Raw genomic sequence first — 24,676 nt, 5'->3', positions numbered from 1 at the left:
TGAGAAAACTGCATCGATCGTTTAAGCGGTGCAGGCTTTCACACTGTAGACTTTTCAAGGCCAGGAGTCAGAGCAGATGTTTGGAAATCAACCGCGAGATTTCCACAATTGAAGTCTTGCCGGTAAATTCGAATTTCACTTTGCCCAGCGACGAAAAATAAATCTCCAACTCCGAATCCAGATCAAACGTCCCGGACGTCTCCACCGAATACGCCACGATGTTTTTATACGGCAGCGACGTGAAGTCCTTCTTGCTGCCGGTAATCCCCTGCACGTTCACCGCGATGATGCGCTTGGTGGTGAACACCACGCCGTCGCGCATGGCCTTGTAGGCGTCGACCACTTCTTCGCCGTCCAGCAGCAGGGCGGCGACGCGTTCGGCGTATTCGTTGTTTTGCTTGAGCTTGAAGAAGCCTTTGTTGTTGAAGTCGATCATGTCCTGCCTCTTGGGTGTATGCCGTTTTACTCGCGGATCTGTATCTAACGCGCGCATTTTGAACGCCCTACCATGGCGGCCAAGCTGACAACCTTGGCCAAATGTTTCGCCGACAACCTAACACCCCAGGAGCCCAACAATGCCCGAACTGTCCAGTTGGCTGGCCTATGCGCTGATTTCACTCGGCATGGTGCTCACGCCCGGTCCGAACATGATTTACCTTATCTCCCGTTCGATTTGCCAAGGCCGCACGGCCGGGTTGATTTCCCTCGGCGGCGTGGCGTTGGGGTTTCTGGTTTATATGGTGTGCGCGGCTTTGGGGATCACGGCCCTGGTCATGGCGGTGCCGTTTGCCTATGACGCGCTGCGTTTCGGCGGCGCGCTGTACCTGGCGTACATGGCCTGGCAGGCGATCCGGCCGGGTGGGCGTTCGCCGTTCCAGGTGCGGGATCTGCCCAAGGACAGCCCGCGCAAGCTGTTCACCATGGGCCTGGTGACCAACCTGCTCAACCCCAAGGTGGCAGTGATGTATTTGTCGTTGCTGCCGCAGTTCATCGACCCGAACGGTCATGGCAGCGTGTTGACGCAATCCCTGGTGCTGGGCTTTACGCAGATTTTCATCAGCGTGAGTGTCAACGCGGTGATTGCCACAATGGCGGGGTCCATCGCGGTGTTTTTCGTTACCCGGCCGGGTTGGCAGGTGGTGCAGCGCTGGTTGATGGGCTCGGTATTGATGGGGCTGGCGGTGCGGATGGCGGTGGAGGGGCGGCGCTGAACCGTGCGTTACAGGATGGCTTTCAGGTAATCCTTGAGTGCGTTGAGCGGGTCATTGAGTTCATCCAGTGTCGACGCCTGGCGCACGCCCAGCGCCAAGCGCTGCAACTCGCGCCCCATCACCGTATCGGCCCCGCCCAGTGCTTCAAGCGCTTGATCCACAGATTCCGCGACTTTGGATTGAATGGCCGCCAAGTCTCCCTGCCGCACCAGCAGCCCGAATACCTCCCGCTCATACCCATCCATCACCGGATCGTCCCGCAAGACCGGGCTGCCGCCATCCGTCTCGTGCACCAGCTTCAGTGCAAAAAGCGCAACAGCTTCCAGCGTCAACTCCATGGTCTTGGTTCCTAGGGCTTGGGGGAGGGCGATGATCACTGTTCCAGGCAGGAAAAAAAAGACCCCAATACCGCGAACTGCCAGGCTCACCCTCCTGTGAAGTCATCTTCCCAAGGAACGATATTAATTAGCCATGTTCCAACTCGCCGTGCCAAATGCACCCGGCCACCAGACTGACAGTGTGCAAGGCTTAACCCATTACAAGGACGCAAACACTTATGCAGTCATCCCCTACCCAAGCACCTTCGGCCACCGGCGAGCTGATCGCGAGTTTCCGCCACGGCAAAGGCTTCCTGATTTTCAGTTTGATATTCGGGGTTGTGTTATTGGCCCTCGCCGGTTTTGTGATGTACCTGAGCACGATACTGCCACCGGGCAACGATGGCCCGGTCAACCTCCAGACATCACGTGGCATGGCCTTGAACTTTGCCAACCCACATACCCTGATCTACGCCACCAGCGCCTTGCTGGTCGTTCTTGCCGTGGGCGTGTTTGCAGCCTACGCCTGGCACAAAAAACTGCGCGCGCCACGCTACAACGTGTTTGAGTTCGGCATCGAACGCATCATCAACGAGCAACGCGAGTACACGGCGTTTGCCGATATCGAAGACCTGTACTTGTTCGGCTCCGGGCAAACCGTGATGACCGGCATGATCACCAACCTGGCCTATCGTCGAAACGCGTCCGAGCCGTTTCATCGGGTGATTGAAAGCCTCAAAGGCTTTTACGAATTCCAACAACTGGTGCGTGAATTGCACGTTCGCGCACGCATGCCGGCAGTGATCGCGACGCTGGAGATGGGCGGGGCTGTGACGTTCAACTGCATCAGCTCGGGGCAGGTCTGGGGCAAACGCGTGAGTGGCAACTTCCTGAAAATCACCACCTCGCCAATCGTCGTCAGCCGCGCATCCCTCGAGTACCAGGGCCACAAAGTGCCGATGTCGTCGCTGCGCAGCGTCGACCTCAACGCCTGGACCGAAAAAGTGGTGATCAAGGACGAGAGCGGCAAACCCGTGTTGTCGACCATCTCTACCGGCATTCTGAGTCACGACCTGTTCCTCAATACCCTCGATGCCGTGTTTGCGGCGCAACAACAAACACGCGAGCGGGCTTGAGCCAGCAGCGTCACAGCTGAGGATTAAATGATGATCTATCGCGGCGCAGGCTGGCTGACGTTGTTTACACCGGTGGCGATGGTGCTGCTATTGACGGGGCTGTGGCCCGACCCCAGCGTCAAACCCGGCAACACATCGCTGATGCAGGTGTTGCTCGGCTTCGGGGTGGGGTCAGCGATCAACACCCTGCTGGGCTTTGTGCTGAACCGACAACCGCACGCCGATGGCGTGCGCCACCACTTCTTTTTCATGCCGATGCAATGGCCGGCGTTGGCGATCACGGTGGTCTGCGCGCTGATTGCCTTGTTGAAATAACCCTACCGGCCGCCCGGCAAGGGCGGCCTCAAGGAATGCCTGCCTCAGGTCCACGGGTCATTAACATATCGGTCATAAACCAGACGGAAGGCACTCAACAGACCTAAAGTTGAGGCGCTAGGGGCGGATAAACACTATGTCGTTTATATCCGCAACACTGTTCAAGGACCGAACTCATGCCCCAGCGCCCATCCAGCCGCATGCCCCTTCCCGTTTATCCTCGTTTCCGTTGGTTCGCCTTGATCCCGGTCGTGCCGGCCGTTTTGTGGATACTCGTGCAATCAACCTCGCCGGCCAATCTGGTGGCCTGCGCGGTACTGGTGGTGGTCGGCCTCGGTGCCTGTGCCTGGAGCGCGGCTTCACAGCGCAACGCACTGCAGCGAGCGATTGCGCAGGCGCAGGCGGACCAATCGAGTGCGCACGCACATGACGGCTTGGCCTCGCGTGCACAGCTCGATGAGGTATTGCTGGGTGCCATGCCCATCTGGGCCAAGCAGGTGGAAAGCTCGCGCCATCAGACCGAGGAAGCGATCGTGAGCCTGGTGAACCGTTTCACCGGGATCGCCACTCGCTTGGAGGAAACGGTACAAGCGTCGCAGCACGCGGCCGGCGAGCTGGACGGGCAGGCCGCTGACGGCGCGCTTGAGGTGCTGGCGCGCAGTGACAGCGAGTTGAGCCAGGTGATCAATTCGCTCAAGGCCACTCAAACCAGCCGTGACCAGACCCTGGCGCAGGTGCGCAGCCTGACCGCCTACACGGGCGAGCTGCGTACCATGGCCGCTGATGTGGCAGCGATTGCTGCACAAACCAACCTGCTGGCCCTCAACGCGGCCATCGAAGCGGCGCGCGCCGGTGAGGCCGGTCGCGGCTTCGCGGTGGTGGCCGATGCGGTGCGCAGCCTGTCGAGCAAATCCAGTGAAACGGGCCAGCAGATGTCGGCCAAGGTCGACATCATCAACAACGCCATTACTCAATTGGTGCAGGCCGCGTCCAGCAGTGCCGACCAGGACAGCCATTCGGTGGCCGAGTCCGAAAACAGTATTCAAATGGTGCTCACACGCTTCCAGAACATCACTGGGCGCCTGGCCGAATCCGCCGACCTGCTCAAGCAGGAAAGCTACGGCATCCGCGATGAGATGACCGAGGTGTTGGTCAACCTGCAATTCCAGGACCGGGTCAGCCAGATCCTCAGTCACGTGCGCGACAACATGCACGCGCTGCATGACCATCTGCAACAGGCCAACCAGACCCCGGACCAGCCGCTGGCCATCGACGCCCGCCAATGGCTGGCGCGCATGGAAACCACCTATGCCACTGACGAGCAACGACGCCTCCATCGCGGCGAGGCGGCTGTGCAGTCGAATTCCCAAGACATCACTTTCTTTTAGGAGCACATCATGGCGAAGAATGTATTAGTGGTCGACGATTCCAGCAGCGTGCGCCAAGTGGTCGGCATCGCCTTGAAAAGCGCCGGTTACGACGTGATCGAGGCCAGCGACGGCAAGGACGCCCTGAACAAGCTGACCGGACAAAAAGTGCACCTGATCATCAGCGACGTGAACATGCCCAACATGGATGGCATCACCTTCGTCAAGGAGGTGAAGAAGCTGGCCAACTACAAGTTCACACCGATCATCATGCTGACCACCGAATCTCAGGAATCGAAGAAGGCCGAAGGCCAGGCCGCGGGCGCCAAGGCGTGGGTGGTCAAGCCGTTCCAGCCGGCGCAGATGCTGGCGGCGGTCTCCAAATTGATCCTGCCCTGACACCCGGCGCCAGGGAGGCCACCATGCCGATCACTCACGAAACAATCGACGACACCGCCCATGTGGGCATCGACGGCGAACTCACGATCTACACCGTCGCTGAACTGGCGGGCGCGTTGTTGTCGCAGATGGGCGCGGTCCCGCGCCTGGAACTGGACCTGTCCCAGGTGACGGAAATGGACGGTGCCGGCCTGCAGTTGCTGGCCGTCATCCAGCGTGAAGCCGGCGTTGCCGGCACCGCCTTGAGTGTGACAGGCCAGAGCCAGGCAGTCATGCAGGCGCTCCAACTGTGTCGCAGCGCCGCGCTTTAAGCGGCACTGTCCCGTTCATTGATCGACAAGGAAAGTCCAGGTGAGCATCAATCTCGATCAGGCACTGCAGACCTTCATCGTCGAGGCGCGCGAGCTGCTGCAGGCCATGGAGCAATCCCTGCTGCAGTTGGAAAGCGACCCCGGTGACCAGGATGCCATCGGCGCGATTTTCCGCGCCGCGCACACTATCAAGGGTTCCGCCGGGCTGTTCGGCCTCGCGTCGATCGTGGGGTTCACGCATATCGTCGAAGACGTTCTCGACCGCCTGCGCGATGGCAGTGTGGCGGTGGACGCGGCGTTGATCGCGCTGCTGCTCAAGTGCGGCGACCACATGCTTGAACTGATCGACGTGGTCGCCAGTCGCGGTGAGACGCCGACCCCGGCCACGCTGGAGCGCGGTGAGACCTTGCGCGAGGCGCTGAGCGACTACCAGCCGCTGCGCACCGCCACCGCCGACGTCGTACCCGCTGCGGTGCACGACGACACGGGGGCCGACGTGCTTTGGCATATTTCTCTGCGTTTCGGCGTGGACGTGTTCCGTAATGGCATGGACCCGCTGTCGTTCCTGCGCTACCTCGATACGCTGGGGCAAATGGTGCAGGTCACCACCCTGACCGACAGCATCCCCGCCCTGGAGCACTGGGACCCGGAAAGCTGCTACCTGGGCTTCGAGATCGACCTGCGTTCGACGGCCAGCCATGCCACGCTCAACGAAGTGTTCGACTTCGTGCGCGACGACTGTGACGTGCACATCAGCGTGGTCGACGAAACGCCCGAAAGCAGCGTCGCCATCGGCAGTGACCTGATCGCGCAAGCCGAGCCAGGCCTGGCCCCCGCGTCGCCTCAGCGCCAGCCAGCGAACAGCGAGGCGAAAACCCGCGACGGCAGTTATGTTCGGGTCAACGCCGACAAGCTCGACGAGTTGATCAACCTGGTCGGCGAATTGGTGATCGCCAGCGCCGGCGCCAGCCTGTTGGCGCGCTCCTGTAACAACGACCCGCTGCAAGAGGCCACCTCGACGGTGTCGGGGCTGGTGGAAGAGATTCTCGATGGTGCCCTGCACCTGCGCATGATCCCCATCGGCGACACGTTCAACCGCTTCCGTCGCGTGGTGCGCGATGTCAGCCAGGAACTGGGCAAGGACATCGAGCTGATCATCAGTGGCGCGGAGACCGAGCTGGACAAGACCGTGGTCGAGAAGATCGGCGACCCGCTGATGCACCTGCTGCGCAACGCCATGGACCACGGTATCGAAAGTGCCGATGCGCGACGTGCGGCGGGCAAGTCGAGCAAGGGCCATCTGAGCCTGAATGCCTACCACGACTCTGGAAGCATCGTTATCGAAATCGCCGACGACGGCGCCGGGCTCAACCGCGACCGCATTCTGGAAAAAGCCCAGGAACGCGGGCTGGTGGCCAGCGGCGCGGTGCTCACCGACCAGGAGGTCTACAACCTGATCTTCGAAGCGGGCTTCTCCACCGCCGAGGCCGTCACCAACCTCTCCGGGCGGGGCGTCGGCATGGACGTGGTCAAGCGCAATATCACGCTGTTGCGCGGCACCGTGGACCTCGACAGCCGCCCAGGCCAGGGCACGGTGGTGCGCATTCGCTTGCCGCTGACCCTGGCGATCATCAATGGCTTCCTGGTCGGCATCGACCAATCCACCTACGTGATTCCGCTGGACATGGTCCAGGAATGCGTCGAGCTGGATGAACGCCAGCGCCAGTCCAGCCGCGATCAGGGCTATCTGGACCTGCGTGGCGAGGTGCTGCCCCTGGTGGACCTGCGCGACCACTTCAGCCACGAAGGCCCGGCCGCGCGCCGTCAGAACGTGGTGGTGGTGCGCTATGCCGAGCACAAGGCCGGGCTGGTGGTCGATGACCTGCACGGCGAGTTCCAGACCGTGATCAAGCCCCTGGGCAAGCTGTTCGGCGCACTGCGCGGTATCAGTGGCTCGACCATTCTGGGCAGCGGCGCGGTGGCCTTGATCCTGGATGTACCGGCGCTACTCAATCAAATCGTACAACTGGAAGCCCGCACGGCCCAGGCGCCTCAGTCGCCACCGCTCGTCGCCCGCTGACGTCTTTGCAATTCCATGGAGGTTCCCCGATGAAATGGTTCTACGATCTTAAAATTTCCACCAAGCTGATCAGCTCGTTCCTGGTGGTCCTGGCCCTCACCGGGGCCATGGGCGCCTTCGCTATCCTTCAGCTCGGTGCCGTCAACCAGGCCGCCCAGGACATCAAGGGCAACTGGATGCCCTCCATGCGTGCAGCCGCAGGCATGCGTTTTTTTGCCGCCAACTATCGCTTGAAAGAAAACCGCCACATCGGTACCGAGATTCCCGAAGAAAAGGCCCAGGCCGAACGCGAAGCCGCCGAGGCGCGCCAGCAGTTCGAAACCCGCATGCAGACCTACGAGCAATTGCTGTCGAACGATGAAGATCGTCAACTCCTGCTTAGCGTGAAAAGCGCATGGGACGCCTACATTGCGAGCAGCAAGCAGGTCCTGGAGTTTTCCCGTCAGAACCAGGAAGCCCAGGCGCGCAGTTTGCTCCGGGGTGAATCCAAAGGGCATTTCGATGAGGTGACCAACCGCCTGCAGAAAATGGTCGAGCTCAATGACGCCGGCGCCACTGCCGCGGGTGACAAGGGCTCGGCGCTGTATGAAAGCTCACGCGTGTCGATCATCGCGGTACTGGCCGCATCCCTGCTGATCGGTCTGGGCCTGGCGATATTCATCGCGCGGATCATTTCCCGGCCGTTGCGCCAGGCGGCGAGCGCCGCCGAGCAATTGGCCGAAGGCAACCTTAATGCGCACATCGAGCCAGGTGGCAAAGATGAAACCGGCATGGTGCTCAACGCCATGCGCAACATGGTCGGCAAGCTGGCCCATATCATCGGCGAAGTGCGTAACGCCTCCGATAACCTTGCCAGCGCCTCCGAACAAGTCAGCGCCACCGCGCAATCGATGAGCCAGGCCACCAGTGAACAGGCCGCCAGTGTCGAGGAAACCAGTGCGTCGGTCGAACAGATGAGCGCCAGCATCAACCAGAACACCGAAAACGCCAAGGTCACGGATGGCATGGCCAGCAAAGCGGCCAAGGAAGCCACCGAGGGCGGCGAATCGGTACAGCAGACGGTGGTGGCGATGAAGAAAATCGCCCAGCGCATCAGCATCATCGATGACATCGCTTACCAGACCAATCTGCTCGCGCTCAATGCCGCCATCGAGGCCGCCCGGGCCGGCGAGCACGGCAAGGGTTTCGCCGTGGTGGCCGCCGAAGTGCGCAAGCTGGCCGAACGCAGCCAGGTCGCCGCCCAGGAAATCGGCGAACTGTCTTCCAGCAGCGTGGAGATGGCCGAGAAAGCCGGCAAGTTGCTCGACGAAATGGTGCCTTCCATCAACAAGACGTCCGACCTGGTGCAGGAAATCAGCGCGGCGTCCGAAGAACAGGCCGCCGGTGTCGCGCAGATCAACACGGCGATGACCCAGCTCAACCAAGTGACCCAGCAAAACGCCTCGAGCAGTGAGGAACTGGCGGCCACGGCCGAAGAAATGAGCAGCCAGGCCGAGCAACTGCAACAGGCCATGAGTTTCTTCGTGCTGGATTCCGCGTCCAAGGCTGCGGTGCAAAGCACCGGCGTGGACAGCTCCGGCAGCACGCCCAACCGTCAACCGCCGCGCACCAAACCAACGCCGCCGCGCAAGGCGTTCGCCTACACCATGGCCAGTGCCCCGGACGAATCGGATTTCACCCGCTTCTGATCGCACGATCGATGCGGGCCTACAAGGGAGAGTAGTGACATGGGCGCAGTAATGACGACTCGGCAGACCGCGGTGGCGGTCGATGAGGATGCGCAGTACCTGACCTTCATGCTGGGCGGCGAAATGTTCGCCATCGGCATCCTGGGGATCAAGGAAATTATCGAATACGGCAGCCTGACCGTGGTGCCGATGATGCCCGCTTTCGTGCGCGGGGTGATCAACCTTCGCGGCGCAGTGGTGCCGGTGGTGGACTTGTCGGCGCGCTTTGGGCGGGCCAACTCGGCGATCACCCGGCGTTCCTGCGTGATCATCATCGAGGCGAGTACCGAGGACGGTCAGCCACAGGACATCGGGCTGCTGGTCGATACGGTATCTGCCGTGCAGGAGATCCCGGCCACGCAGATCGAACCGCCACCGAGCTTCGGTGCGCGCATTCGCGCCGATTTCATCAGTGGCATGGCCAAGGTCGAGGGCAAATTCGTGATCGTGCTGGAAGTGGACAAGGTGCTGTCTATCGACGAGATGTCCAGCCTGGCCGAGGCTGGCCAGGCGCCGGCCCCTGACCTCGACCTGCGTTGAGGCTCGATCATGTCAGATACCGTCTCCATCGACGATCATGAATTCGGTCAGTTCCAGACCTGGCTGTACCGGGCGGCCGGCATCAACCTGTCGCCCGCCAAGAAAGCCCTGGTGGCCGGGCGCCTGTTCAAGCGCCTCAAGCACTATGAGCTGCAGAGCTATGGTGAGTATTTCAAGCTGATCATGAATGACCAGCGCAAGGGCGAACTGCAGGTTGCGCTGGATTTGCTGACCACCAACGAAACCTATTTTTTTCGCGAGCCCAAGCACTTCGACTTCCTGCGTCAGCACGTGCTGCCCCAGGCCGCGCCGGGCCGGATGTTTCGCGTGTGGAGCGCGGCCAGTTCCACCGGCGAAGAGCCCTATAGCCTGGCGATGACCCTGGCCGAAAGCCTCGGCACCACGCCCTGGGAAGTGATCGGCTCGGACATCAGCTCCCAGGTACTGGCCAAGGCGCGCACGGGGCATTACTCAATGGAACGCATCGAGACATTGCCCCAGCCGCTGCTGGTCAAGTACTGCCTCAAGGGCATGGGGCGTCAGGAGGGCACCGTCCTGATCGACAAGACCTTGCGCAACCGCGTCAATTTTATCCAGGTCAACCTTAACGAAGCGCTGCCGGCGCTGGGGGAGTTCGAGGTGATTTTCCTGCGCAACGTGATGATTTATTTCGATCAGCAGACCAAGAGCCAGGTGGTCGCGCGTCTGTTGCCGCTGCTTAAGCGTGGTGGTTATTTGATCATCAGTCACTCCGAAAGCCTCCACGGCGTCAATGACACCTTGAAGCTGGTGGCGCCGTCGATTTACCGCAAGCCATGAAAAAGCCTGTGGGTACGACCGAAGTGGTATTGGCGCCTGGCCAAGTCAGTTTTGCAACGCGGCCGACGCGCCTGCGGACCTTGCTCGGCTCCTGTGTGGCGATCACCTTTTGGCATCCGCAGCGGCTGATCGGCGGCATGTGTCACTTCATGCTGCCGGGGCGCCTGCGCAACCATCAGCCCCTCGATGGCCGGTATGCCGACGAAGCCTTGGAACTGCTGCTGCGTCACGCGCAAATCAATGGCACGCATGCACGGGATTACCAGGTCAAGTTGTTCGGCGGCGGCGAGATGTTTCCTGATCTGCAACGTCGTCTGCCGACGCAGGACGTCGCCAGCCTGAATATTCGCGCGGCGCTGGCCCTGGCCGAGCGTCATCACCTGCACCTGACCGCCCAGGACATGGGCAGTACCGGTTACCGCACGATCATGTTCGACCTGTGGAACGGCAACGTCTGGGTTCGGCACCAACCAATGGGAATACTTCAAGAAGATGCCTACCAAAAAAATCAGTGTGCTGCTGGTCGATGATTCGGCCGTGGTGCGCCAGGTACTGCTGGCGATTCTCAGCGATACGCCGGATATCCACGTCATGGGGGCGGCTTCCGACCCGATTTTCGCCATGGACAAACTGGCGCGGGAATGGCCGGACGTGATCGTGCTGGATGTCGAAATGCCGCGCATGGACGGCATCACGTTTCTCAAGAAAATCATGAGCGAGCGGCCGACGCCGGTGGTGATCTGCTCCTCGCTGACCCAGAAAGGCGCGGAAACCTCCCTGCAGGCGCTGTCGGCGGGCGCTGTGGAAATCATCACCAAGCCCTCAACCGGTTTGAAGAGTTTCCTGATTGAATCGGCGGCCGAGTTGGTGGCCGCGATCCGGGCCGCCGCAAACTCCAATGTCAGGAACCTGGGAAAACGCAGCGTCAGCCCGCCCTTGGTTCCAGCCAGCAAGCTCAGTGCCGATGCGATCCTGCCCGCCGCCAATGGGCATGCCATGGCCCAGACCACCGAGCGTATCGTCGCCATCGGCACCTCCACCGGCGGCACCCAAGCGCTGGAAGCCGTGCTGACGGCACTGCCGCGCGTGTGCCCGGGTATGGTGATCGTGCAGCACATGCCCGAGAAGTTCACCGCTTCGTTCGCCGAGCGCCTCAACAGCGTGTGCGAAATCGAAGTGCGCGAAGCGCGCAACAACGACCGTATCCTGCCTGGCCTGGCCCTGATCGCACCCGGCGGCAAGCACCTGATGGTCAACCGCAGCGGCGCCTATTACCACGCTCAGGTGATCGATGGACCGCTGGTCAACCGCCATCGACCCTCCGTGGATGTGCTATTTCGCTCGGTGGCTCGCTACGCCGGCAGGAATGCCACCGGCATCATCATGACCGGCATGGGCGACGACGGCGCACGCGGGCTCAAGGAAATGCTCGAGGCCGGGGCCGCGACAGTCGCCCAGGATGAAGCCAGTTGCGTGGTGTTCGGCATGCCCAAGGAAGCCATCAAACTCAACGCCGCTCAGCGCATCATGGCGCTGGAGGATATTTATCGGGCGATCTTGCATAAGTGAGGGGGAAGGGGCGGGTGAATAGTTAGTGCGTCGACGAGCCACTTTTCTGTAGGCGAAAAAAAGACCTTGAATTTCAAGGTCTTTTTTTAAGAGGGGCCGAGGGAGACTGGAGTCTTCTAGTAAACTCAAGGCCTCCAGAGAGGTTTGCTGTTTAGGGATACATGTAGGGATACACGATCTCTTTTGCTGGGCCTATTCTAATGTGCTTTCGCGGACCTCAGTAATCGGCTGAAGCTGGAAATTGCGAGGTGTATGTCATCTCGGGTATCTCCATCCCATTCCTCAACCGTTTCGAGCTCTGCTCGTAGCTTGGCAATACGGTGTTCGATCTCTTCGATTTCTGGGGCGCCACATTGCTGGGCGATTGCCTGCCAACGGTCATCAGAGATTTTTTCCTGTACAGATAAACCGGAGCGGGCATCTGCGATTAGCTTTTGGAGGTTACTCATCTGAGATCTCGGATCGGGTTACAGAAAAAGACGCCGGGGACCCTGACGATATCCTGATCATACGGGGTCAGAAACCCGCGGGATCGTGGTAGCGGCAGCCGTACCAGCTTACTGAAATTTCAACGTTGAAATTGAAAGGATCTTGAAGAGAAAAGTGCATCCTTACCGGATGTGTAACGGTCATGGGTTTCGTTCAGAATAGTGAACGATTGGCCTGGTCAACTCGGTCAACCAGTCAACTAACTTTGGAGCCCAGCCACTAACGAGATCCGGCGGGTTCTATGCCCCGTGTCTATCCGAAATGCCCAGGGTCCCCAGCGGCTTTCCGATTCATAGGGCAAATGCACTGGTGAACAGCTGTTCACCCGGTTCAACTGTTCACTAAGCTGGGCACCTTTCCGCTGCCACGATCACGCGGGTTTCCTACCCCGTGACAAACCAACATGCGCAGGGACCCCGCTGTCTAATCAAAGCCAAGAACATGATCGATCTCCTTTCGCTGGAGGAGCAATACTGATGGGGCTAGGGGGATACCCTAATAAAACCGTGTTACGGGTGTTACGGGTGTTACGATATTTATTAAGTATATGTTTTTAAATGATTTATTTTGCGTTACACAGCTGTGTTTCGTTTGCCGATAGACGTGTTACACGGCAAATAGGTGTTACATCAAGAACTGCTCTGCGAGGAGCGGCTTATGATGATTGGACTACAGTCTTTAACTTAGAAGGGCTGCTACCGGCCAAAAGCGGACTTTGATGGCGTGTTCGCTCAAGATAGCCTACGCAAGCTGGTACTGGCAGAATGCATCCACGTTTTGACAAGGACAGGTCCTATGCAAGTTACCAAGCAGTCGTCCCCCAGCTGGCACGCTTCACCCAGGTGCGAAACAATCCGCTTCGTCTGTCTTCACCGATAGTCCTGGCGATCGGGCCGTTTTCGCCGCGGAAGGCATCTGAATATGTAGCCAAGAGCTAGAAAACATTACAAGCAGCATGCTCTTGCATCACTACAGGACACCAAGCCAGCATCACCCGCTAACTGGAGGGAATCATCGATGAACAACCTAATTACAAAACCACAAATGCAGCTAGTTGATCCACAAGCACAGATGATCGTTGAGGTCCTGCAAAGCATTGGGCTCCCACATGACAATATTATTGCGTCCGCTGAAGACAGAGCCATTATTGGGCATAGCTTGCTGGCACTTATCGAGTCACTTCCTCCCGAAGCGAAGCAAGGAGCTAGATATCTCTCAAAATTTGTGGTGGGCGCAGGATTCGGTCTTTTCGATTACTCCCTCAATGCGATCTGGAATGAAGTAGTCCTAGACCTTCACAAAAAAGTCGTAGCTTACGGTCTTGATATATTCTACGACGCAGCTATTGGCGGGAAAAACAGAGAGTTTTATCAAACAGAGGAGGATCTTCGCTCCGTAAAAGATTCAACCCTACTTGATACCTGTCGTAAGCTTGAACTAATCAGCGAGACCACATCAAAAAAATTAAAGCATATGCTCGATATGCGAAATGACATAGGTATCTCGCACCCCACTAATTACACCATCAATGCTTACGAACTATTAGGCTGGCTAACAAACTGCATCAAAGACGTTCTGAAAGACCGACCTACAGAGTCTGCACTACAGGTTCAGGCATTTATTCAAAATTTACGCAGCTATACGCAACCATTAGACGCCGCCAATCTTGCAGGAATAATCGGAAAAATCAACGAGCTCGCTTCTCACCACTGCGGGAACGTACTGAGAACAATGTTTGGGATATACGTCGCTCAGGATACGGATCCACAGGTCCGAAAAAACATTTCACTTTTATCTGTATCTGTTTGGCAAGCGAGCAATGACGATTTCAAATACCGCTTAGGCTTAACATTAGAAGGATATAATACAAATCTTCACAAGGATAAATATGATCTCGGTGCTCAGTTTTTCCAAGTCGTCAACGGTAATGCCTTCCGCTCCAACGCAGAGCGGGCAATAATAGTTGATGGTTTGGTCGATACATTGCTAGAAAAACATCATGCTTGGGATAACTATCATCATGAAGCACCCGTAGCTGCCGAAATCATGTCGTATATCCACAACCAGCAAGATATCCTGCAAAACTTTGGCCCTAAACTCATAAAAACTTTTCTCATGTGCCGTATCGGGAATGGGCGAGCCTATTACAACGGAGTTTCACCAAGAGGTGCAGGGTATTACGACCAGCTTCTTGTTTTACTAGGCGACACGTGGGCTCCATCGGCACTGGTTGCTTTAACCTCCTACGAAATACAGCTTCAGCTAAGCCAAGAAGTTTGCAGAAAACAAGCATGCATCGCGCTAGAAAAGCTAAAATCAGGTGTAGTCAATCAGCGATTACTTGAATGCATCGACTTCCTCATCGCCAATCTGCCTGGTAATGGCAAAGCTCCACTTGATAGCCGGTTCAAGCAGCTGACTGCGGGATACCTAACTTGGTCATAATGCTGTGTCATAAAACCAGCGCACTCACCTAGATAAAGCAATTTCAAGCGTCTCAACACATCGATTGTGCTTTCGAGTCACCGGGAAAAGCCTCTCAATCCATTGAAAACTGGTGCGAGAGGCTTTTTTTTTTCCACCAGCACATGCGGGCTCCGATTTGGCATGGGTTGGTCTTGCCATAACTGTTTAACGACCGAATCTGTTCTACCATCTCTGATGGCCGAACATCGCAACACTGCGTCTGAAGTGATCATAAGTTCAGCGCCCGTTTTTGGCCGTGATCTGTCATTGTGCTAGGTGACTTTCTCGCCGCGAACATGGGGGGCTTGGACAAGATGACGGCCATTTACTACTGTCACCTCTTGAAAAGGTGATCTCTGCCAACGAACGCGTTCAAGGAGGGGCTAATGAAGTCAGCCATTGCGGCAGCTACGATCCTGCTTGCTGCCAGCGTGCAAGCACAAGACTGGGGAAGATTCTCGGAACCACTGAACGTGGAGCTTTTGAACGAAAAAAACCATGCCAGGCTCTTGATAGACTTCACATACAAGGGGCCGGGGCCGGAGGAACTTTTCTGGTTGGCGCCTAAGGACACTATCACTGACGGAGCTTCGATCCCTCGCGTTGCTTGGAGTGTAATAGGGGCGCCGTTCGAAGGTCAGTATCGAAAAGCCGCCATCATTCATGATGTCGCATGTGTGGAACGAACCAGGGATTGGCGAGCCACACATCGGGCGTTCTATACCGCCATGCGGGCTGCTGGTGTGGGTGAAACTCAGGCAAAGATCATGTACGCAGCGGTGTACCATTTCGGCCCTAGATGGGCAGAGCCGAAAAGCATAATGCTACCTCGCACTGAGGCGGCGTTGATTGCGCCGAAGCTGGAAAAGCTGAAAGCAGAACTTCCTGTTGGTATGGAGGCCGTTCTCGCAAGCGACGGAAGGCTCGTTTCGAGGACAATTTCAACTGGTTTGCTGAAGCGCGAGAAGGTGGAAGAAGTTGTAGGTGCGGTCTTCGAGGTACGCGTGGTCCAACCCTCATCATCAGAGGCAGAGTTCCAGCGGATGAAGGCTACGATTGAACAGAAGAACCTGAGTCTCGCAGAGATCGAAGATATCCAAGTCGCCGAACTGAGCGAAATCAGATAGCGTGGACCTGTGACGCTATGCACCGACGTTGTCCATTTATAGTTAGGCGCTAAATATGATCGAGTCCTATTACTGGCGCGCAGAGCTTAGAAATGATCTCATTTGGCTCCGCAAGAAACGTAAGTACAAACGCTGGTCTGAAAAACAGCATGTTCTCTATGAGAGAAAACTGATGATAGTTGCTTTCCAGGTTCGCTCGCTCCTGGAACGACCAAAAGTAAATGATCAAGCCCGCGGAACTTGCCTCCCAGTACTACGTTACAAAAAGATCGGAAATCGACCGTTTACTATCACGGGTGCGGGCTGGCCTGAAGAACGATTCGAAATGGAGCATCCGGAGCCTCATACCCTCTCTGCACTTGAGGTGTGCAACCAGCTAATTCATTACTACTGGATGCAAACAATTACTGAAGGTACATCCTTTGCATCGATGCTAGTTTTCTCAGACTATCAGCGGCATAAATGGGCATATGAGATTAGAATCGACGCTCTTTTGAGTTTCTTTGGTGTATTCTGTGAAGAGTCATCTGCGATAACTAGCGCCTCATTTAAGTGGTGCGACAAAAAGCAGGATTACTTACTGGTGGAAGCAAGCGGTCCTGGGTAACAACAGCCTAACAAATAGTTTAAACCGTTCGCTTCGCTTCGCTTCACTTAACGGGACAGCCTGGAGCCCGTTCCTAAACGATCTCGTCTTGGCAGGCGATAGTTATTTGCTTTGCGCTCGTTTTTGCCTCTGTTGACCGGCCGCTTCTGGCCGATTCTGTTGAAAAAGTCGGACGCGGTTCTTAGGGCAGAAAAGTAAGCGCGTGAGATTGAAATCTTAAATGGTCGTACAAGTATTCGGACAAAGATTTCACGTAGCCGCGCGAAAAACAGGCTCCTACAACATTCAGATTCCGGGCAATCCGGGAGAACCGACTTTTGCAACAGAATCGGCCGATTGCTGCCCGTCACAAACGGCAAAAATCGGCCAAAAGCTACCACTCTGTCTCTGATAATCGCGACGAGTTATTCGCCTATTTCGACCGGCATAAGTCGTTGGCAGCGAGTAGCTTTTTTTGCATTTCGGCTCCATCCGCATGGGGTCAGATATCCCTGAGAAGCCCTTGGGATTCATGTGCTGACTGGTTAGCCAAGTCTGTGGCTGATGCTGCCTTCTGTCGAAAAGCACGCGGTGGGCAATTGCACTCTTGGCTGTTCATCCATACAGTAGTATGTGTGACTCGAATGCAAGGCCGAAAACAATCAGCTTGAGGCAGATTGACATCATGAGGTAAATTCGGTGACTTAACGAGGTTATTTGTCGAAAACAAGGAAGTATATATGGACGTAAAGGTAAATTTCGCGGTTGTTCATGAATTAATCAAAGAACAATTTAAAGATATTCAAAAATCCGATATTCGTGAGGTAGTGCTCAAGAAAGATAAGCCGGCTGTAAATAAGCTGATAATTGGTGCGACGTCTATTTACGGCAAGAAGAACAATGCTACTCACTACGGGATATTTGCAAAAAAGACCGTTAGTGATTTTCCTAAAGATTTTGATGCCTATTCAAAGATCGAGATTTCGGAAAAATCTTTTTTGGAGATTACTGAGTCGGCAATGGTAGAGCTTTTCGCCGCAGCAAAAAAAACGACAGCGTCTTCTGGTGGTTATATTTTGTTTGTAGATTACGAGAATAGCCAAGGGCGGTTCTTGCTAATTGCAATGCTTAAAAAGCGTGATGGTTTAAGGCTGAACGAGCACCTCGAACCTGAAGAGTTAATTGAGTTAGATCTGAGCAGCCTGTATCACGCAGCTCGCATTAATTTCAACAAATATAATGAGCACGCTGCAGCCGATGATGAGGCTAAACAGGAGCTAAACTACCTTAGCTTTTTGAGTCAAAGCGCAGGTCGGTCTGCTGCTGGATATTTTGTAACGGCGCTTGGATGTGCAGTAGGCACCGCTTCAGCAGCAGCCACAAAAAATCTTATTCTGGAGAGTGTAAAGTTTTTCAGAGAGCGTCCCAATCTCCGTGACAAGCGTATTCAGTTCAAGGATGAGGTTCTGAGGTACTTGGAGCGCCAACGAGACTCTGGACAATCTGTGAAACTGTCGGAAGTGGAGGCCATCGCTCGTCAGTTCTTTCCTGCGGAGATGGAAGGTGAGGCTGATGATTTAGCAAGTGAGTTTATAGGGCATCTAAATAGTGAGGCAGTAGGGATTCCCGTCGAGTTTCCTATTAGTAAAGCCACACTTGATAAGTACACCCATGTGGTCTATAAGGCAGACAACTGGCAGCTAAAATTTGATCGTAACTCTTTAGGTGAGGGGATTGATGCTGAAATTCGCTTTGTTGAAAAAGATCGCAAGCTAATCATCAACAACCTTTCTGAAAACGCTATCGAAGTTATACGTCAAGCTATTGCAGATAAGCGAGACTCAGCCGAGATAGAGTAAACGATATGGTGGATGTGCTTATATTTGCCGAGGCGTACCGGTCACTTGGACGTCCTGTGCTTGCAACGGGCAACGCTTTTGATTTCAGAGCGTCTTGTTTTGATCCTAAAATAAACACTGCAATTGAAGCATTGGCAATTTCTAAGACTGGACGGTTTGATGAATTAGTTGTTGATGGGCACGACATCAGTTCATCTGTTATGGAACTCCCTAAGCAGTGGTCCTCAATTGAGCTAACGTTCGTGCTTGATACTTCAGGAATGGTGCCGATTTTCAAAAACTTTGATCAGCTTATGGCTCGTTCAAAAAGTTTTGTGCGCGCGCAACTCCCAGAAGTCTTCTACCTTCTGGAGGAAGATATTCTTTCCTCGGAAGAACCGTTTGATAAACGGATAATAACTCTCCAATCATTATGTAGGCTTATTGTTTACTTGGCCGACCTGGCGCACTTTCATGATGAAAAGGAGTCCAGCGATGAATACAAGCTAGTATTCGTTGCAGAAGATATCGCCAAAGGCGAACGCGCCATAACACTTTATCCTTATTTGGATCGTGAGCTTCTAACTTTTGAGGTTGGAACAGACCTAGTCGACAGTCTTCAAATGAATAGCTTGGATAAGAGTCCGCATCTCTTTAAGGAACGGTCGATTTTTCGTGCGACTTTGATTGAGTATTTATCTGGGTATCACGGAGGAAAAGAGCGATTTAAAGCTTTAGTTGCCACTTGGTCGCAATTTTTGAGTTTGTATGGGAATAATCTTTCTACTTATCTTAGCGGCTTCTCTTTTCACAAGGCAAAACAAGAAGTGGCAGCCGCACAACTAACTATCGCGGATCAAATGTCAAAAGTGGTAAGTGATATTAGTGGGAAAATACTTGGCGTCCCGATTTCTTTGATTGCTGTTATTGCAATTTCAAAAGCCGATAATGCTTTGGAGAGCTCGATTCTAGTTGTGGGGATTTTAATGGCCTCTGCCTTATTGGCGGAGACTCTAGCTGCTCAAAAACTACAATATGACAGGATCAAGCATTCGCGCCTAATTTTGTTCTCATCCCATCAACAGAAATTAATTCAATATCCGACAGATCTTCGTAACTATATACACGAGTCTGTGGTTGCTCTAGTTGCGAATGAGACAAAGCTCAAGCGCTCGCTACTGATACTGCGATGTCTATCATGGTTTCCCGCGATGACTGCAGCAAGCGTGCATGCATATATCTATCGAAAGGATTTGACTGAGGGTGTGATGATGATTGCTAATTTTGCGTGCGGGGTAATTCATCGCTTTTGCGCATAGCCTTAAGCGGTCATAAGTCTAGGTCTGTCGTAGACCAGAAGTCAAAAAAATTCTGAAATTTTGGTTTGTAAGGATAGTATCTAGCGAAGCGGAAGCTGTTTAGGCTTCCACCTCTTCATTACCCGTTCTTTCTTTTCAGCTGGAGGCCAATGAAATCAAGCTCCGCCTTAATTGCATTAATCGTGAGCGTCTCAACTTTGGTGTCTTTGTTTTCTCTAACGTTGCGCTTTTTCATGCCAGCCAGGACGACAATTATCCCGTTTAAATGAAGCTTTCGGGCCTTCAGGTAATCAGGCATCTGTGCGCTGTTTTGTGGTGGTTTGTTCATGATTGGACCGATGGTAGGCCCGAAGCCACCAGCTCTCGCCGGTTGCTTCGGGGTAGGCTGGTTTAGGCAGCCAGCAGGTCATGCAGGCTGTGTTGGCGCGAGCGATCTGCGAGTTCTCGCCAGGTCCAGCTTCCAAAGTGCTCGCCCAGTTCAGGGATATCCAGCTTCATTAGTGCAACTGGGTCACGACTAATCAAGTTGCGTGCGGCCCACAGCTTGCCGCCGGTCTCCAGCAGTGTTTTGGCGGCCTCATTCCACTGTTCTTCCAGCACAGTGTTCGCCAGGTGGGCCGCTTTATTCTCGATCTCGGTGCGTTCCTTTTGTGCCTCAGTGGTATGCAGATCAATCGTCACCAGCTCTTGCTCCAGTGCGGTTATGAGCAGTTGTTGGCGGCGGTGATGCTCAACCGCGGCCGTGAGGTTTTTTGCTGCCTTTTGCGCTTCGGCGTTGGCCGCTTTCTCGCCCTCCACATCGCCCCAGGCGACAGCCTGTGCATAAGCGGTGGCTGAGTCCGTTTCAGCTTGTCGAGCTTTTGCCATGTCCTCCTGATCGCTCTGGCGGACCTGCTGTAACCGAGTCTCGATACTGGTGCGCTTTTCGTTGAGTTCCATCTCGTCGGCTTTCCAGTTCGCCATGGCGCTAATGTAGTCCGCAGCCAAGCTCTCACGGTTCGCCAGTGCCTCGAGGCGATCAATCTTTTGATTCAGGTGATAGATCTCAAGACCTCGCGAGTCGATGCGCCTTTTGCGATCGTTGATTTCATCCTGCACGGCCCGTTGACGGCCCTGTTGGATGACCTCTGGGCTTTCCAGCGCCTCTTCGAAGGGAGCCAGGTCACCCTGAATGCTCTCCATTTCGAGGGTCAGTGTGTCGCGGCGGTCTTTCAGTTCTTGGATAGTGTTCATCTGTATTGTCTCTGGGTATTGCGGTTGATAGGGATGGTTGTCGAACGGCTGGCGAGGCCGGTAATGAGCCGGCGCTACCTCGATCAGTAGACATGCCGTCATGCGGCCTTGGCCTCGCCTTCATCCGTTCCTGGAACGGTCTTCACCACGTAGCAGCGTTGAGGCCCTAACCCGGGCAGGCGAATCAAGCTGTACGCCTTGCCGTCGCTTCCCGGCTCGAGCACGCCCCGTTGCAGCAGCTCCTTGTTCACCGCACTGATATTCATGCCCTTGAAGATTTCGGCCCTCCAGGCTTCCGGCAGTACGTAGTAGGTGTTGGTGGTGTGCAGGGCGTCGCCCATGCCGTGTTCCAGAGTCTTGCGAAAGCCCAACCGATCAATCGTGCGTGGGCCGTGCTCATCGATTTTGGCGGCGGCGGATTCCCATCGGGTGAAGCGGCTTTCTCCAAACCGCTCGATGACCTGGCGTAGGCGCGCCAAGATCGCATCACCCTCGAAGTTACCGGCGCCGCCACGTTCAGCCAGCCATGCATGCAGGCAAACCCGTGCAGCGGTTATGGCCGTACCATCGGGCCAGCCGGTGACGCCGAAGGCGGTGGCCAACTCTCCGGCCGCTGCGGCAAGGCCGAAGCGAAGGGCGGCACGTTGCGCCTGACCACTGGCCGACGCGGGCAGGTTTTGGGTGATGAACTGTTCCACCGTTCGGCGAACGATCACCGACCACCTGAGCATTTCTCCAGGCGCGCACAGTGCGTGCAGGAAGGCGGTGAGGGGTGTGCCGTAGTATTTGGCTACACGGGCCTTGAGCGCATCGGAGAGAGCAGCAGCATCCTCAAAACCATTCAGCACATCGAACATGCCGAGGCCTTTGCTCGCATCCGCAGGCACCGCAAGCATGCGCACCTCCATACCGGCTTTCAGCTCCTTGTTTGCATCCGCCATGTGCTGCGCCAACGTCTTCTCGCCGGTCGAGAGAAACAGCAAGCGCCACTCCTGCACCTGTCGGCCCGCTTGTCCTCGATCATTCGCCCGGGCTTTGCCGGTGCCATTGCCGAGCATGTACACCGTTTCCCCAATGATTCGTGGGTCACACATGCCGATTTCATCCAGCACCAGGAGACCGTCTGAGTGGGCGGCGGCGATGGACTCCAAGGCGTTATCCGTGGAACGCCACGAACGCACCAGGCGCGGCCCGCCATAAACCGATGCAGCAACTTGTAGATGGGTAGTCTTGCCCCCGGAACTGTCGCCGTAGAGATGAAAGCCACCCGACTCATGCCCGAGCAGGTTCAGCAGAGGCCCTGCAAAGGCCACAGAAACGACAAACGCCAAGCGATGATTACCAACGCACAGCGCGCCGATTTGCTGCTGCCATTGCTCCAGAGAGCCCGCTTCACTGATCGGTGGCAACTGCGCACCGGCCTCATAAAAATGCAGGTGTTCGGCGTGCGATCCGATTTGCTGTTCTGGCAAAAGGAAGGCATTGTCGTGCCAGCCCAGGCGCGTAACCAAGCGTGCGCGCTGGGCACTGTCGAAGCCGCCCAGATAGCTTTGTAGGTCATTGCGTGCGTTACGTCCGGATCGGCTTCCTGCAAGGCGCAAACCCATATCTACCAGTGGACCGAGTACGTCCTTGCCGAAGTCGCCGGTCATGGTTCGGGCCGGAATGTTCCAACGTTTTTTAGCGCCGTCCGGGTCATCGAACTCAACCAACAAGCCCCAGTTGTGGCCCTTGTCGTCGCGAGTGCGGGCGATGATTTCGAGAGGCGAACACACGGGGCGTGCCTCGCCATCATCACCGGAATAAAACACCCCCTCAGACGTCAGGCGAAAGCCGCCCGGTAACAGATCATTTTTCGACTTAGCAGGGCGTTTGGCGGGCGCCTTGGCCTTAGGTTGTTGAGGCTCAGTGGGCTCATTGGCACCGCCGAAAAACTCACCGCTGCGCACCAGCTCGGCGACGTGGTCTGCGGTCCAGCCTTTGGCTAATGCATCCGCTGCATCATCGCCATCCGCCCACTTTCCACCCTTGATGAGCGTCGGTTTGCCGCCTTTGCTGCTTGGCTTGAGCTTGAACACGTCGAGCGAGACTCGTTGTACCGAAGCGACGCCCAGCTCAATCAACTTGAGTTCGATGGCGTCCATGCAGGTCCTGCCGCTGGCATCGTTATCCGGCCATAGCACCACCGTGCGCCCTTTGAGTGGCGTCAAGTTGGCCTTGTGCCAAGAGTTGGAGCCGTTCGGCCAGCACGTGGCGACGTGTTCCGGCATCAGCTCAGCAGCGGCATCAGCTGCTTTCTCCCCCTCACACAACACCACAGGCGCATCCGCACGCAGCTCCAGTTCATCCAGGCGCAGCAAGGGCCGAGGCTCGGGCAATCCCTGCCAGCGCCATTGTGTGGTTTGCCCATCGGAGCGTTTGCACCAGGTCAACGGCGCAAAGACCTTTCGTGGCTTGCCATCTTCATCGGGGCTCAGGTCGAAGCGATACAGCGCCATGACCGGCTGGCCCTGGGCATCACGATAGATCCACACCTTGGAAGGAACACCGTGGTGCCGGTGCTTGGCTGGGCACTTGTTCATGGCCTCGGCCGGGATCGGTTGAATCGCAATCCACTCCGGCATAGCACTCTTGGGCTGTGCACTTTTGGCAGTCGCAGAACCAGCGGAAACACTGAGCAGATCTGCCAGTTTTTTACAGGCCTCAACGTCCGTGCCGCCGTCGATGTAACGCACCAGGTCGATCAGGTCGCCGCCCTTATCGCCGGTAGCAAAATCCGCCCAGGTGCCTTTGCTCAAATTGACCTTGAGTGAGCCCGCACGTTTGTCCGTGCGCGTGGGATTCGGTGCGGTGTATTCCTTGCCGCCATCAACACGTTTGCCGTTCGGCAGCCAGTGAGTAAGGACGCGGTCGATGTTCTTCAGGGCGGCGCTTTTTACGTCGGCAAAGCTGGGGCGTTTTGATGTGTTGCCGGTGTGCGGGGTCATGGCGCTGTACTCGCTGCGCACAGCGCATCGTTCACGTCATCAATCAGCGCTTTAGCCATCTCGCCCAGGTAGAACGCCGGCCAACTAAACCGCTCGCCTTCGTCACTCATGGCGGCATCGAGAGTCAGTTGATTGGCGTAGTGCTGAAACAGTGAAATTGCTTCCAGCGCATCCTCAAGCGGCACACCTGCGTTGACCCGAAAGAGCTTCTGATGAGTGCCGTTGGCACATGAGAATTCGGCACGCCCGAGAGTAGTGGCAGTGTTCACAAGGCACCGCCTTTCTGGCCCATTGGCACAGAGGAGGCATCACCGTACATGGTGAGTGTTTTGATCAAGCCCAATGTGCCGCGCACGTCCCAAATAACAGACGACAGCACGCGGTTGGAAAGCAGGGGTTTATCGCCGTCTAAGTGATCTTCCAACAGCATGAGAACGGAGTCGGCACGGTCGAGCGCACAGGTGATCGCGTCGATAGGCAGACCGGCTTCAGCGTCTTGGCTGACGCAGAGTAGATCCTCGGGCAGTGCAAAGCCTGGGAGCATGCTCATTGGGCACCTCCTGCGGCTTCCAGGGCTCTCGCTTTGGACATATGGACGTTGTAACGGGAAAGGCGTGTAGCGAGGCTGGAGTTGGCGTGTAAAGCGGCGAGAGCCATTGCTCGATGAGCGGCGGCGCGAATTTTGGACGGATTGAGGGCGTGCATGAGTGGAGCTCCTTCTTAAGTGGGAACTGCCACGATTCGTCGCCAAACGAATTAGGGTGGCAGCTGTGCGCAGGTTGGCGAACCGGGTAAGAAGGAACCCGGCAGACCCGAAGGTCTCCCGCGCACAGCCGCCAT

Annotated in this window: 25 protein-coding genes; 17 read left to right on the top strand and 8 right to left on the bottom strand. The window is 56.1% G+C overall.

The window, feature by feature from the left end; translation table 11 throughout:
* Positions 1–67 precede the first annotated feature (67 nt).
* Complete coding sequence (locus LUU92_RS23995; RefSeq protein WP_071489223.1) at positions 68–436, bottom strand: PH domain-containing protein; 369 nt, start codon at positions 434–436, stop codon at positions 68–70.
* Between the two features lie 139 nt (positions 437–575).
* On the opposite strand from LUU92_RS23995, the gene LUU92_RS23990 reads away from it, so the two are divergent.
* Positions 576–1,211 carry a LysE family translocator gene (locus LUU92_RS23990; protein ID WP_024077308.1) on the top strand — a complete coding sequence of 212 codons (636 nt, stop codon included), beginning with the start codon at positions 576–578 and terminating at the stop codon, positions 1,209–1,211.
* Between the two features lie 8 nt (positions 1,212–1,219).
* On the opposite strand, the gene LUU92_RS23985 is transcribed toward LUU92_RS23990, so the two are convergent.
* Positions 1,220–1,549 (bottom strand): hypothetical protein, encoded by a 330-nt coding sequence (locus LUU92_RS23985; RefSeq protein WP_071489225.1) that lies wholly within the window; start codon positions 1,547–1,549, stop codon positions 1,220–1,222.
* A gap of 218 nt (positions 1,550–1,767) precedes the next feature.
* Here LUU92_RS23985 and LUU92_RS23980 point away from each other — a divergent pair, with 218 nt between their 5' ends.
* From LUU92_RS23980 to LUU92_RS23930, 11 genes are all read left to right on the top strand, one after another.
* The gene (locus tag LUU92_RS23980) at positions 1,768–2,664 is read left to right on the top strand and encodes a hypothetical protein (RefSeq protein WP_257102739.1); all 897 of its coding nucleotides are present in this window, start codon (positions 1,768–1,770) and stop codon (positions 2,662–2,664) included.
* Between the two features lie 27 nt (positions 2,665–2,691).
* On the top strand, positions 2,692–2,979 hold the full coding sequence (locus tag LUU92_RS23975) for a hypothetical protein (protein ID WP_071489227.1): 288 nt from the start codon (positions 2,692–2,694) through the stop codon (positions 2,977–2,979).
* Between the two features lie 176 nt (positions 2,980–3,155).
* Positions 3,156–4,367, top strand: a complete 1,212-nt coding sequence (locus tag LUU92_RS23970) for a methyl-accepting chemotaxis protein (protein WP_071489228.1) — start codon at positions 3,156–3,158, stop codon at positions 4,365–4,367.
* Positions 4,368–4,376: 9 nt separating this feature from the next.
* Positions 4,377–4,745 (top strand): response regulator, encoded by a 369-nt coding sequence (locus LUU92_RS23965; protein WP_058423391.1) that lies wholly within the window; start codon positions 4,377–4,379, stop codon positions 4,743–4,745.
* Between the two features lie 23 nt (positions 4,746–4,768).
* Complete coding sequence (locus tag LUU92_RS23960; protein ID WP_257102738.1) at positions 4,769–5,056, top strand: STAS domain-containing protein; 288 nt, start codon at positions 4,769–4,771, stop codon at positions 5,054–5,056.
* Between the two features lie 40 nt (positions 5,057–5,096).
* Positions 5,097–7,136: a chemotaxis protein CheA gene (locus tag LUU92_RS23955; protein ID WP_257102737.1), complete on the top strand. Its 2,040-nt coding sequence runs from the start codon at positions 5,097–5,099 to the stop codon at positions 7,134–7,136.
* A 29-nt stretch (positions 7,137–7,165) separates the two neighbouring features.
* Complete coding sequence (locus tag LUU92_RS23950) at positions 7,166–8,824, top strand: methyl-accepting chemotaxis protein (protein ID WP_257102736.1); 1,659 nt, start codon at positions 7,166–7,168, stop codon at positions 8,822–8,824.
* A gap of 39 nt (positions 8,825–8,863) precedes the next feature.
* Positions 8,864–9,403 carry a chemotaxis protein CheW gene (locus LUU92_RS23945; protein WP_058423387.1) on the top strand — a complete coding sequence of 180 codons (540 nt, stop codon included), beginning with the start codon at positions 8,864–8,866 and terminating at the stop codon, positions 9,401–9,403.
* 9 nt (positions 9,404–9,412) lie between these two features.
* Positions 9,413–10,222 (top strand): CheR family methyltransferase, encoded by an 810-nt coding sequence (locus LUU92_RS23940; protein WP_092249251.1) that lies wholly within the window; start codon positions 9,413–9,415, stop codon positions 10,220–10,222.
* Positions 10,219–10,752: a chemoreceptor glutamine deamidase CheD gene (gene cheD / locus LUU92_RS23935; protein WP_058423385.1), complete on the top strand. Its 534-nt coding sequence runs from the start codon at positions 10,219–10,221 to the stop codon at positions 10,750–10,752. Before LUU92_RS23940 ends, cheD begins: the two co-directional genes overlap by 4 nt.
* Positions 10,715–11,791, top strand: coding sequence for a protein-glutamate methylesterase/protein-glutamine glutaminase (locus LUU92_RS23930; RefSeq protein ID WP_093128371.1), 1,077 nt, complete (start codon positions 10,715–10,717; stop codon positions 11,789–11,791). The genes cheD and LUU92_RS23930 overlap by 38 nt, the downstream gene beginning before the upstream one ends.
* Positions 11,792–11,988: 197 nt before the next feature.
* Here LUU92_RS23930 and LUU92_RS23925 read toward each other — a convergent pair whose 3' ends face one another.
* Positions 11,989–12,240, bottom strand: coding sequence for a hypothetical protein (locus LUU92_RS23925; protein WP_222540389.1), 252 nt, complete (start codon positions 12,238–12,240; stop codon positions 11,989–11,991).
* Between the two features lie 1,057 nt (positions 12,241–13,297).
* Between LUU92_RS23925 and LUU92_RS23920 the strand changes: the two genes are divergently transcribed.
* The 5 genes from LUU92_RS23920 to LUU92_RS23900 all read left to right on the top strand — a co-directional run bounded on the left by LUU92_RS23920 (position 13,298) and on the right by LUU92_RS23900 (position 19,616).
* A complete protein-coding gene (locus LUU92_RS23920) occupies positions 13,298–14,725 on the top strand; it encodes a hypothetical protein (protein ID WP_222540388.1) in 1,428 nt (475 codons plus the stop codon).
* A 407-nt stretch (positions 14,726–15,132) separates the two neighbouring features.
* Entirely contained in the window at positions 15,133–15,873 is a 741-nt protein-coding gene (locus tag LUU92_RS23915; protein WP_024072729.1) for a DUF1353 domain-containing protein, read from the top strand.
* Between the two features lie 55 nt (positions 15,874–15,928).
* Complete coding sequence (locus LUU92_RS23910; protein WP_257102735.1) at positions 15,929–16,480, top strand: hypothetical protein; 552 nt, start codon at positions 15,929–15,931, stop codon at positions 16,478–16,480.
* A 719-nt stretch (positions 16,481–17,199) separates the two neighbouring features.
* Positions 17,200–18,318 carry a nucleoid-associated protein gene (locus LUU92_RS23905; protein WP_222540387.1) on the top strand — a complete coding sequence of 373 codons (1,119 nt, stop codon included), beginning with the start codon at positions 17,200–17,202 and terminating at the stop codon, positions 18,316–18,318.
* A 5-nt stretch (positions 18,319–18,323) separates the two neighbouring features.
* The gene (locus LUU92_RS23900; protein WP_024072732.1) at positions 18,324–19,616 is read left to right on the top strand and encodes a hypothetical protein; all 1,293 of its coding nucleotides are present in this window, start codon (positions 18,324–18,326) and stop codon (positions 19,614–19,616) included.
* Between the two features lie 118 nt (positions 19,617–19,734).
* Here LUU92_RS23900 and LUU92_RS23895 read toward each other — a convergent pair whose 3' ends face one another.
* From LUU92_RS23895 to LUU92_RS23875, 5 genes are all read right to left on the bottom strand, one after another.
* Positions 19,735–19,944: a hypothetical protein gene (locus LUU92_RS23895; protein WP_257102734.1), complete on the bottom strand. Its 210-nt coding sequence runs from the start codon at positions 19,942–19,944 to the stop codon at positions 19,735–19,737.
* 62 nt (positions 19,945–20,006) lie between these two features.
* Positions 20,007–20,849: a chromosome segregation protein SMC gene (locus tag LUU92_RS23890; RefSeq protein WP_257102733.1), complete on the bottom strand. Its 843-nt coding sequence runs from the start codon at positions 20,847–20,849 to the stop codon at positions 20,007–20,009.
* A 98-nt stretch (positions 20,850–20,947) separates the two neighbouring features.
* On the bottom strand, positions 20,948–23,836 hold the full coding sequence (locus LUU92_RS23885; protein ID WP_257102732.1) for a DUF927 domain-containing protein: 2,889 nt from the start codon (positions 23,834–23,836) through the stop codon (positions 20,948–20,950).
* Positions 23,833–24,105 carry a DUF3077 domain-containing protein gene (locus tag LUU92_RS23880; protein WP_257102731.1) on the bottom strand — a complete coding sequence of 91 codons (273 nt, stop codon included), beginning with the start codon at positions 24,103–24,105 and terminating at the stop codon, positions 23,833–23,835. The genes LUU92_RS23885 and LUU92_RS23880 overlap by 4 nt, the downstream gene beginning before the upstream one ends.
* Positions 24,102–24,386 (bottom strand): hypothetical protein, encoded by a 285-nt coding sequence (locus LUU92_RS23875; RefSeq protein ID WP_017846196.1) that lies wholly within the window; start codon positions 24,384–24,386, stop codon positions 24,102–24,104. The genes LUU92_RS23880 and LUU92_RS23875 overlap by 4 nt, the downstream gene beginning before the upstream one ends.
* Positions 24,387–24,676: the final 290 nt, after the last annotated feature.

Source organism: Pseudomonas extremorientalis, from assembly GCF_024584605.1.
Taxonomy (GTDB): domain Bacteria; phylum Pseudomonadota; class Gammaproteobacteria; order Pseudomonadales; family Pseudomonadaceae; genus Aquipseudomonas; species Aquipseudomonas extremorientalis.
Note: the sequence above shows the minus strand (reverse complement) of the source record. Positions and strands in the feature narration are given on the sequence as shown.

Bases quoted from the DNA above. Each gene is read 5' to 3' on its own strand.
- LUU92_RS23945 (WP_058423387.1), top strand. From the start codon at position 8,864: ATGGGCGCAGTAATGACGACTCGGCAGACCGCGGTGGCGGTCGATGAG.
- LUU92_RS23980 (WP_257102739.1), top strand. From the start codon at position 1,768: ATGCAGTCATCCCCTACCCAAGCACCTTCGGCCACCGGCGAGCTGATC.
- LUU92_RS23970 (WP_071489228.1), top strand. From the start codon at position 3,156: ATGCCCCAGCGCCCATCCAGCCGCATGCCCCTTCCCGTTTATCCTCGT.
- LUU92_RS23900 (WP_024072732.1), top strand. From the start codon at position 18,324: ATGGTGGATGTGCTTATATTTGCCGAGGCGTACCGGTCACTTGGACGT.
- cheD (WP_058423385.1), top strand. From the start codon at position 10,219: ATGAAAAAGCCTGTGGGTACGACCGAAGTGGTATTGGCGCCTGGCCAA.
- LUU92_RS23985 (WP_071489225.1), bottom strand. From the start codon at position 1,549: ATGGAGTTGACGCTGGAAGCTGTTGCGCTTTTTGCACTGAAGCTGGTG.
- LUU92_RS23960 (WP_257102738.1), top strand. From the start codon at position 4,769: ATGCCGATCACTCACGAAACAATCGACGACACCGCCCATGTGGGCATC.
- LUU92_RS23915 (WP_024072729.1), top strand. From the start codon at position 15,133: ATGAAGTCAGCCATTGCGGCAGCTACGATCCTGCTTGCTGCCAGCGTG.
- LUU92_RS23940 (WP_092249251.1), top strand. From the start codon at position 9,413: ATGTCAGATACCGTCTCCATCGACGATCATGAATTCGGTCAGTTCCAG.
- LUU92_RS23995 (WP_071489223.1), bottom strand. From the start codon at position 436: ATGATCGACTTCAACAACAAAGGCTTCTTCAAGCTCAAGCAAAACAAC.
- LUU92_RS23930 (WP_093128371.1), top strand. From the start codon at position 10,715: ATGCCTACCAAAAAAATCAGTGTGCTGCTGGTCGATGATTCGGCCGTG.
- LUU92_RS23890 (WP_257102733.1), bottom strand. From the start codon at position 20,849: ATGAACACTATCCAAGAACTGAAAGACCGCCGCGACACACTGACCCTC.
- LUU92_RS23990 (WP_024077308.1), top strand. From the start codon at position 576: ATGCCCGAACTGTCCAGTTGGCTGGCCTATGCGCTGATTTCACTCGGC.
- LUU92_RS23920 (WP_222540388.1), top strand. From the start codon at position 13,298: ATGAACAACCTAATTACAAAACCACAAATGCAGCTAGTTGATCCACAA.
- LUU92_RS23905 (WP_222540387.1), top strand. From the start codon at position 17,200: ATGGACGTAAAGGTAAATTTCGCGGTTGTTCATGAATTAATCAAAGAA.
- LUU92_RS23925 (WP_222540389.1), bottom strand. From the start codon at position 12,240: ATGAGTAACCTCCAAAAGCTAATCGCAGATGCCCGCTCCGGTTTATCT.
- LUU92_RS23875 (WP_017846196.1), bottom strand. From the start codon at position 24,386: ATGAGCATGCTCCCAGGCTTTGCACTGCCCGAGGATCTACTCTGCGTC.
- LUU92_RS23885 (WP_257102732.1), bottom strand. From the start codon at position 23,836: ATGACCCCGCACACCGGCAACACATCAAAACGCCCCAGCTTTGCCGAC.
- LUU92_RS23965 (WP_058423391.1), top strand. From the start codon at position 4,377: ATGGCGAAGAATGTATTAGTGGTCGACGATTCCAGCAGCGTGCGCCAA.
- LUU92_RS23950 (WP_257102736.1), top strand. From the start codon at position 7,166: ATGAAATGGTTCTACGATCTTAAAATTTCCACCAAGCTGATCAGCTCG.
- LUU92_RS23895 (WP_257102734.1), bottom strand. From the start codon at position 19,944: ATGAACAAACCACCACAAAACAGCGCACAGATGCCTGATTACCTGAAG.
- LUU92_RS23975 (WP_071489227.1), top strand. From the start codon at position 2,692: ATGATGATCTATCGCGGCGCAGGCTGGCTGACGTTGTTTACACCGGTG.
- LUU92_RS23910 (WP_257102735.1), top strand. From the start codon at position 15,929: ATGATCGAGTCCTATTACTGGCGCGCAGAGCTTAGAAATGATCTCATT.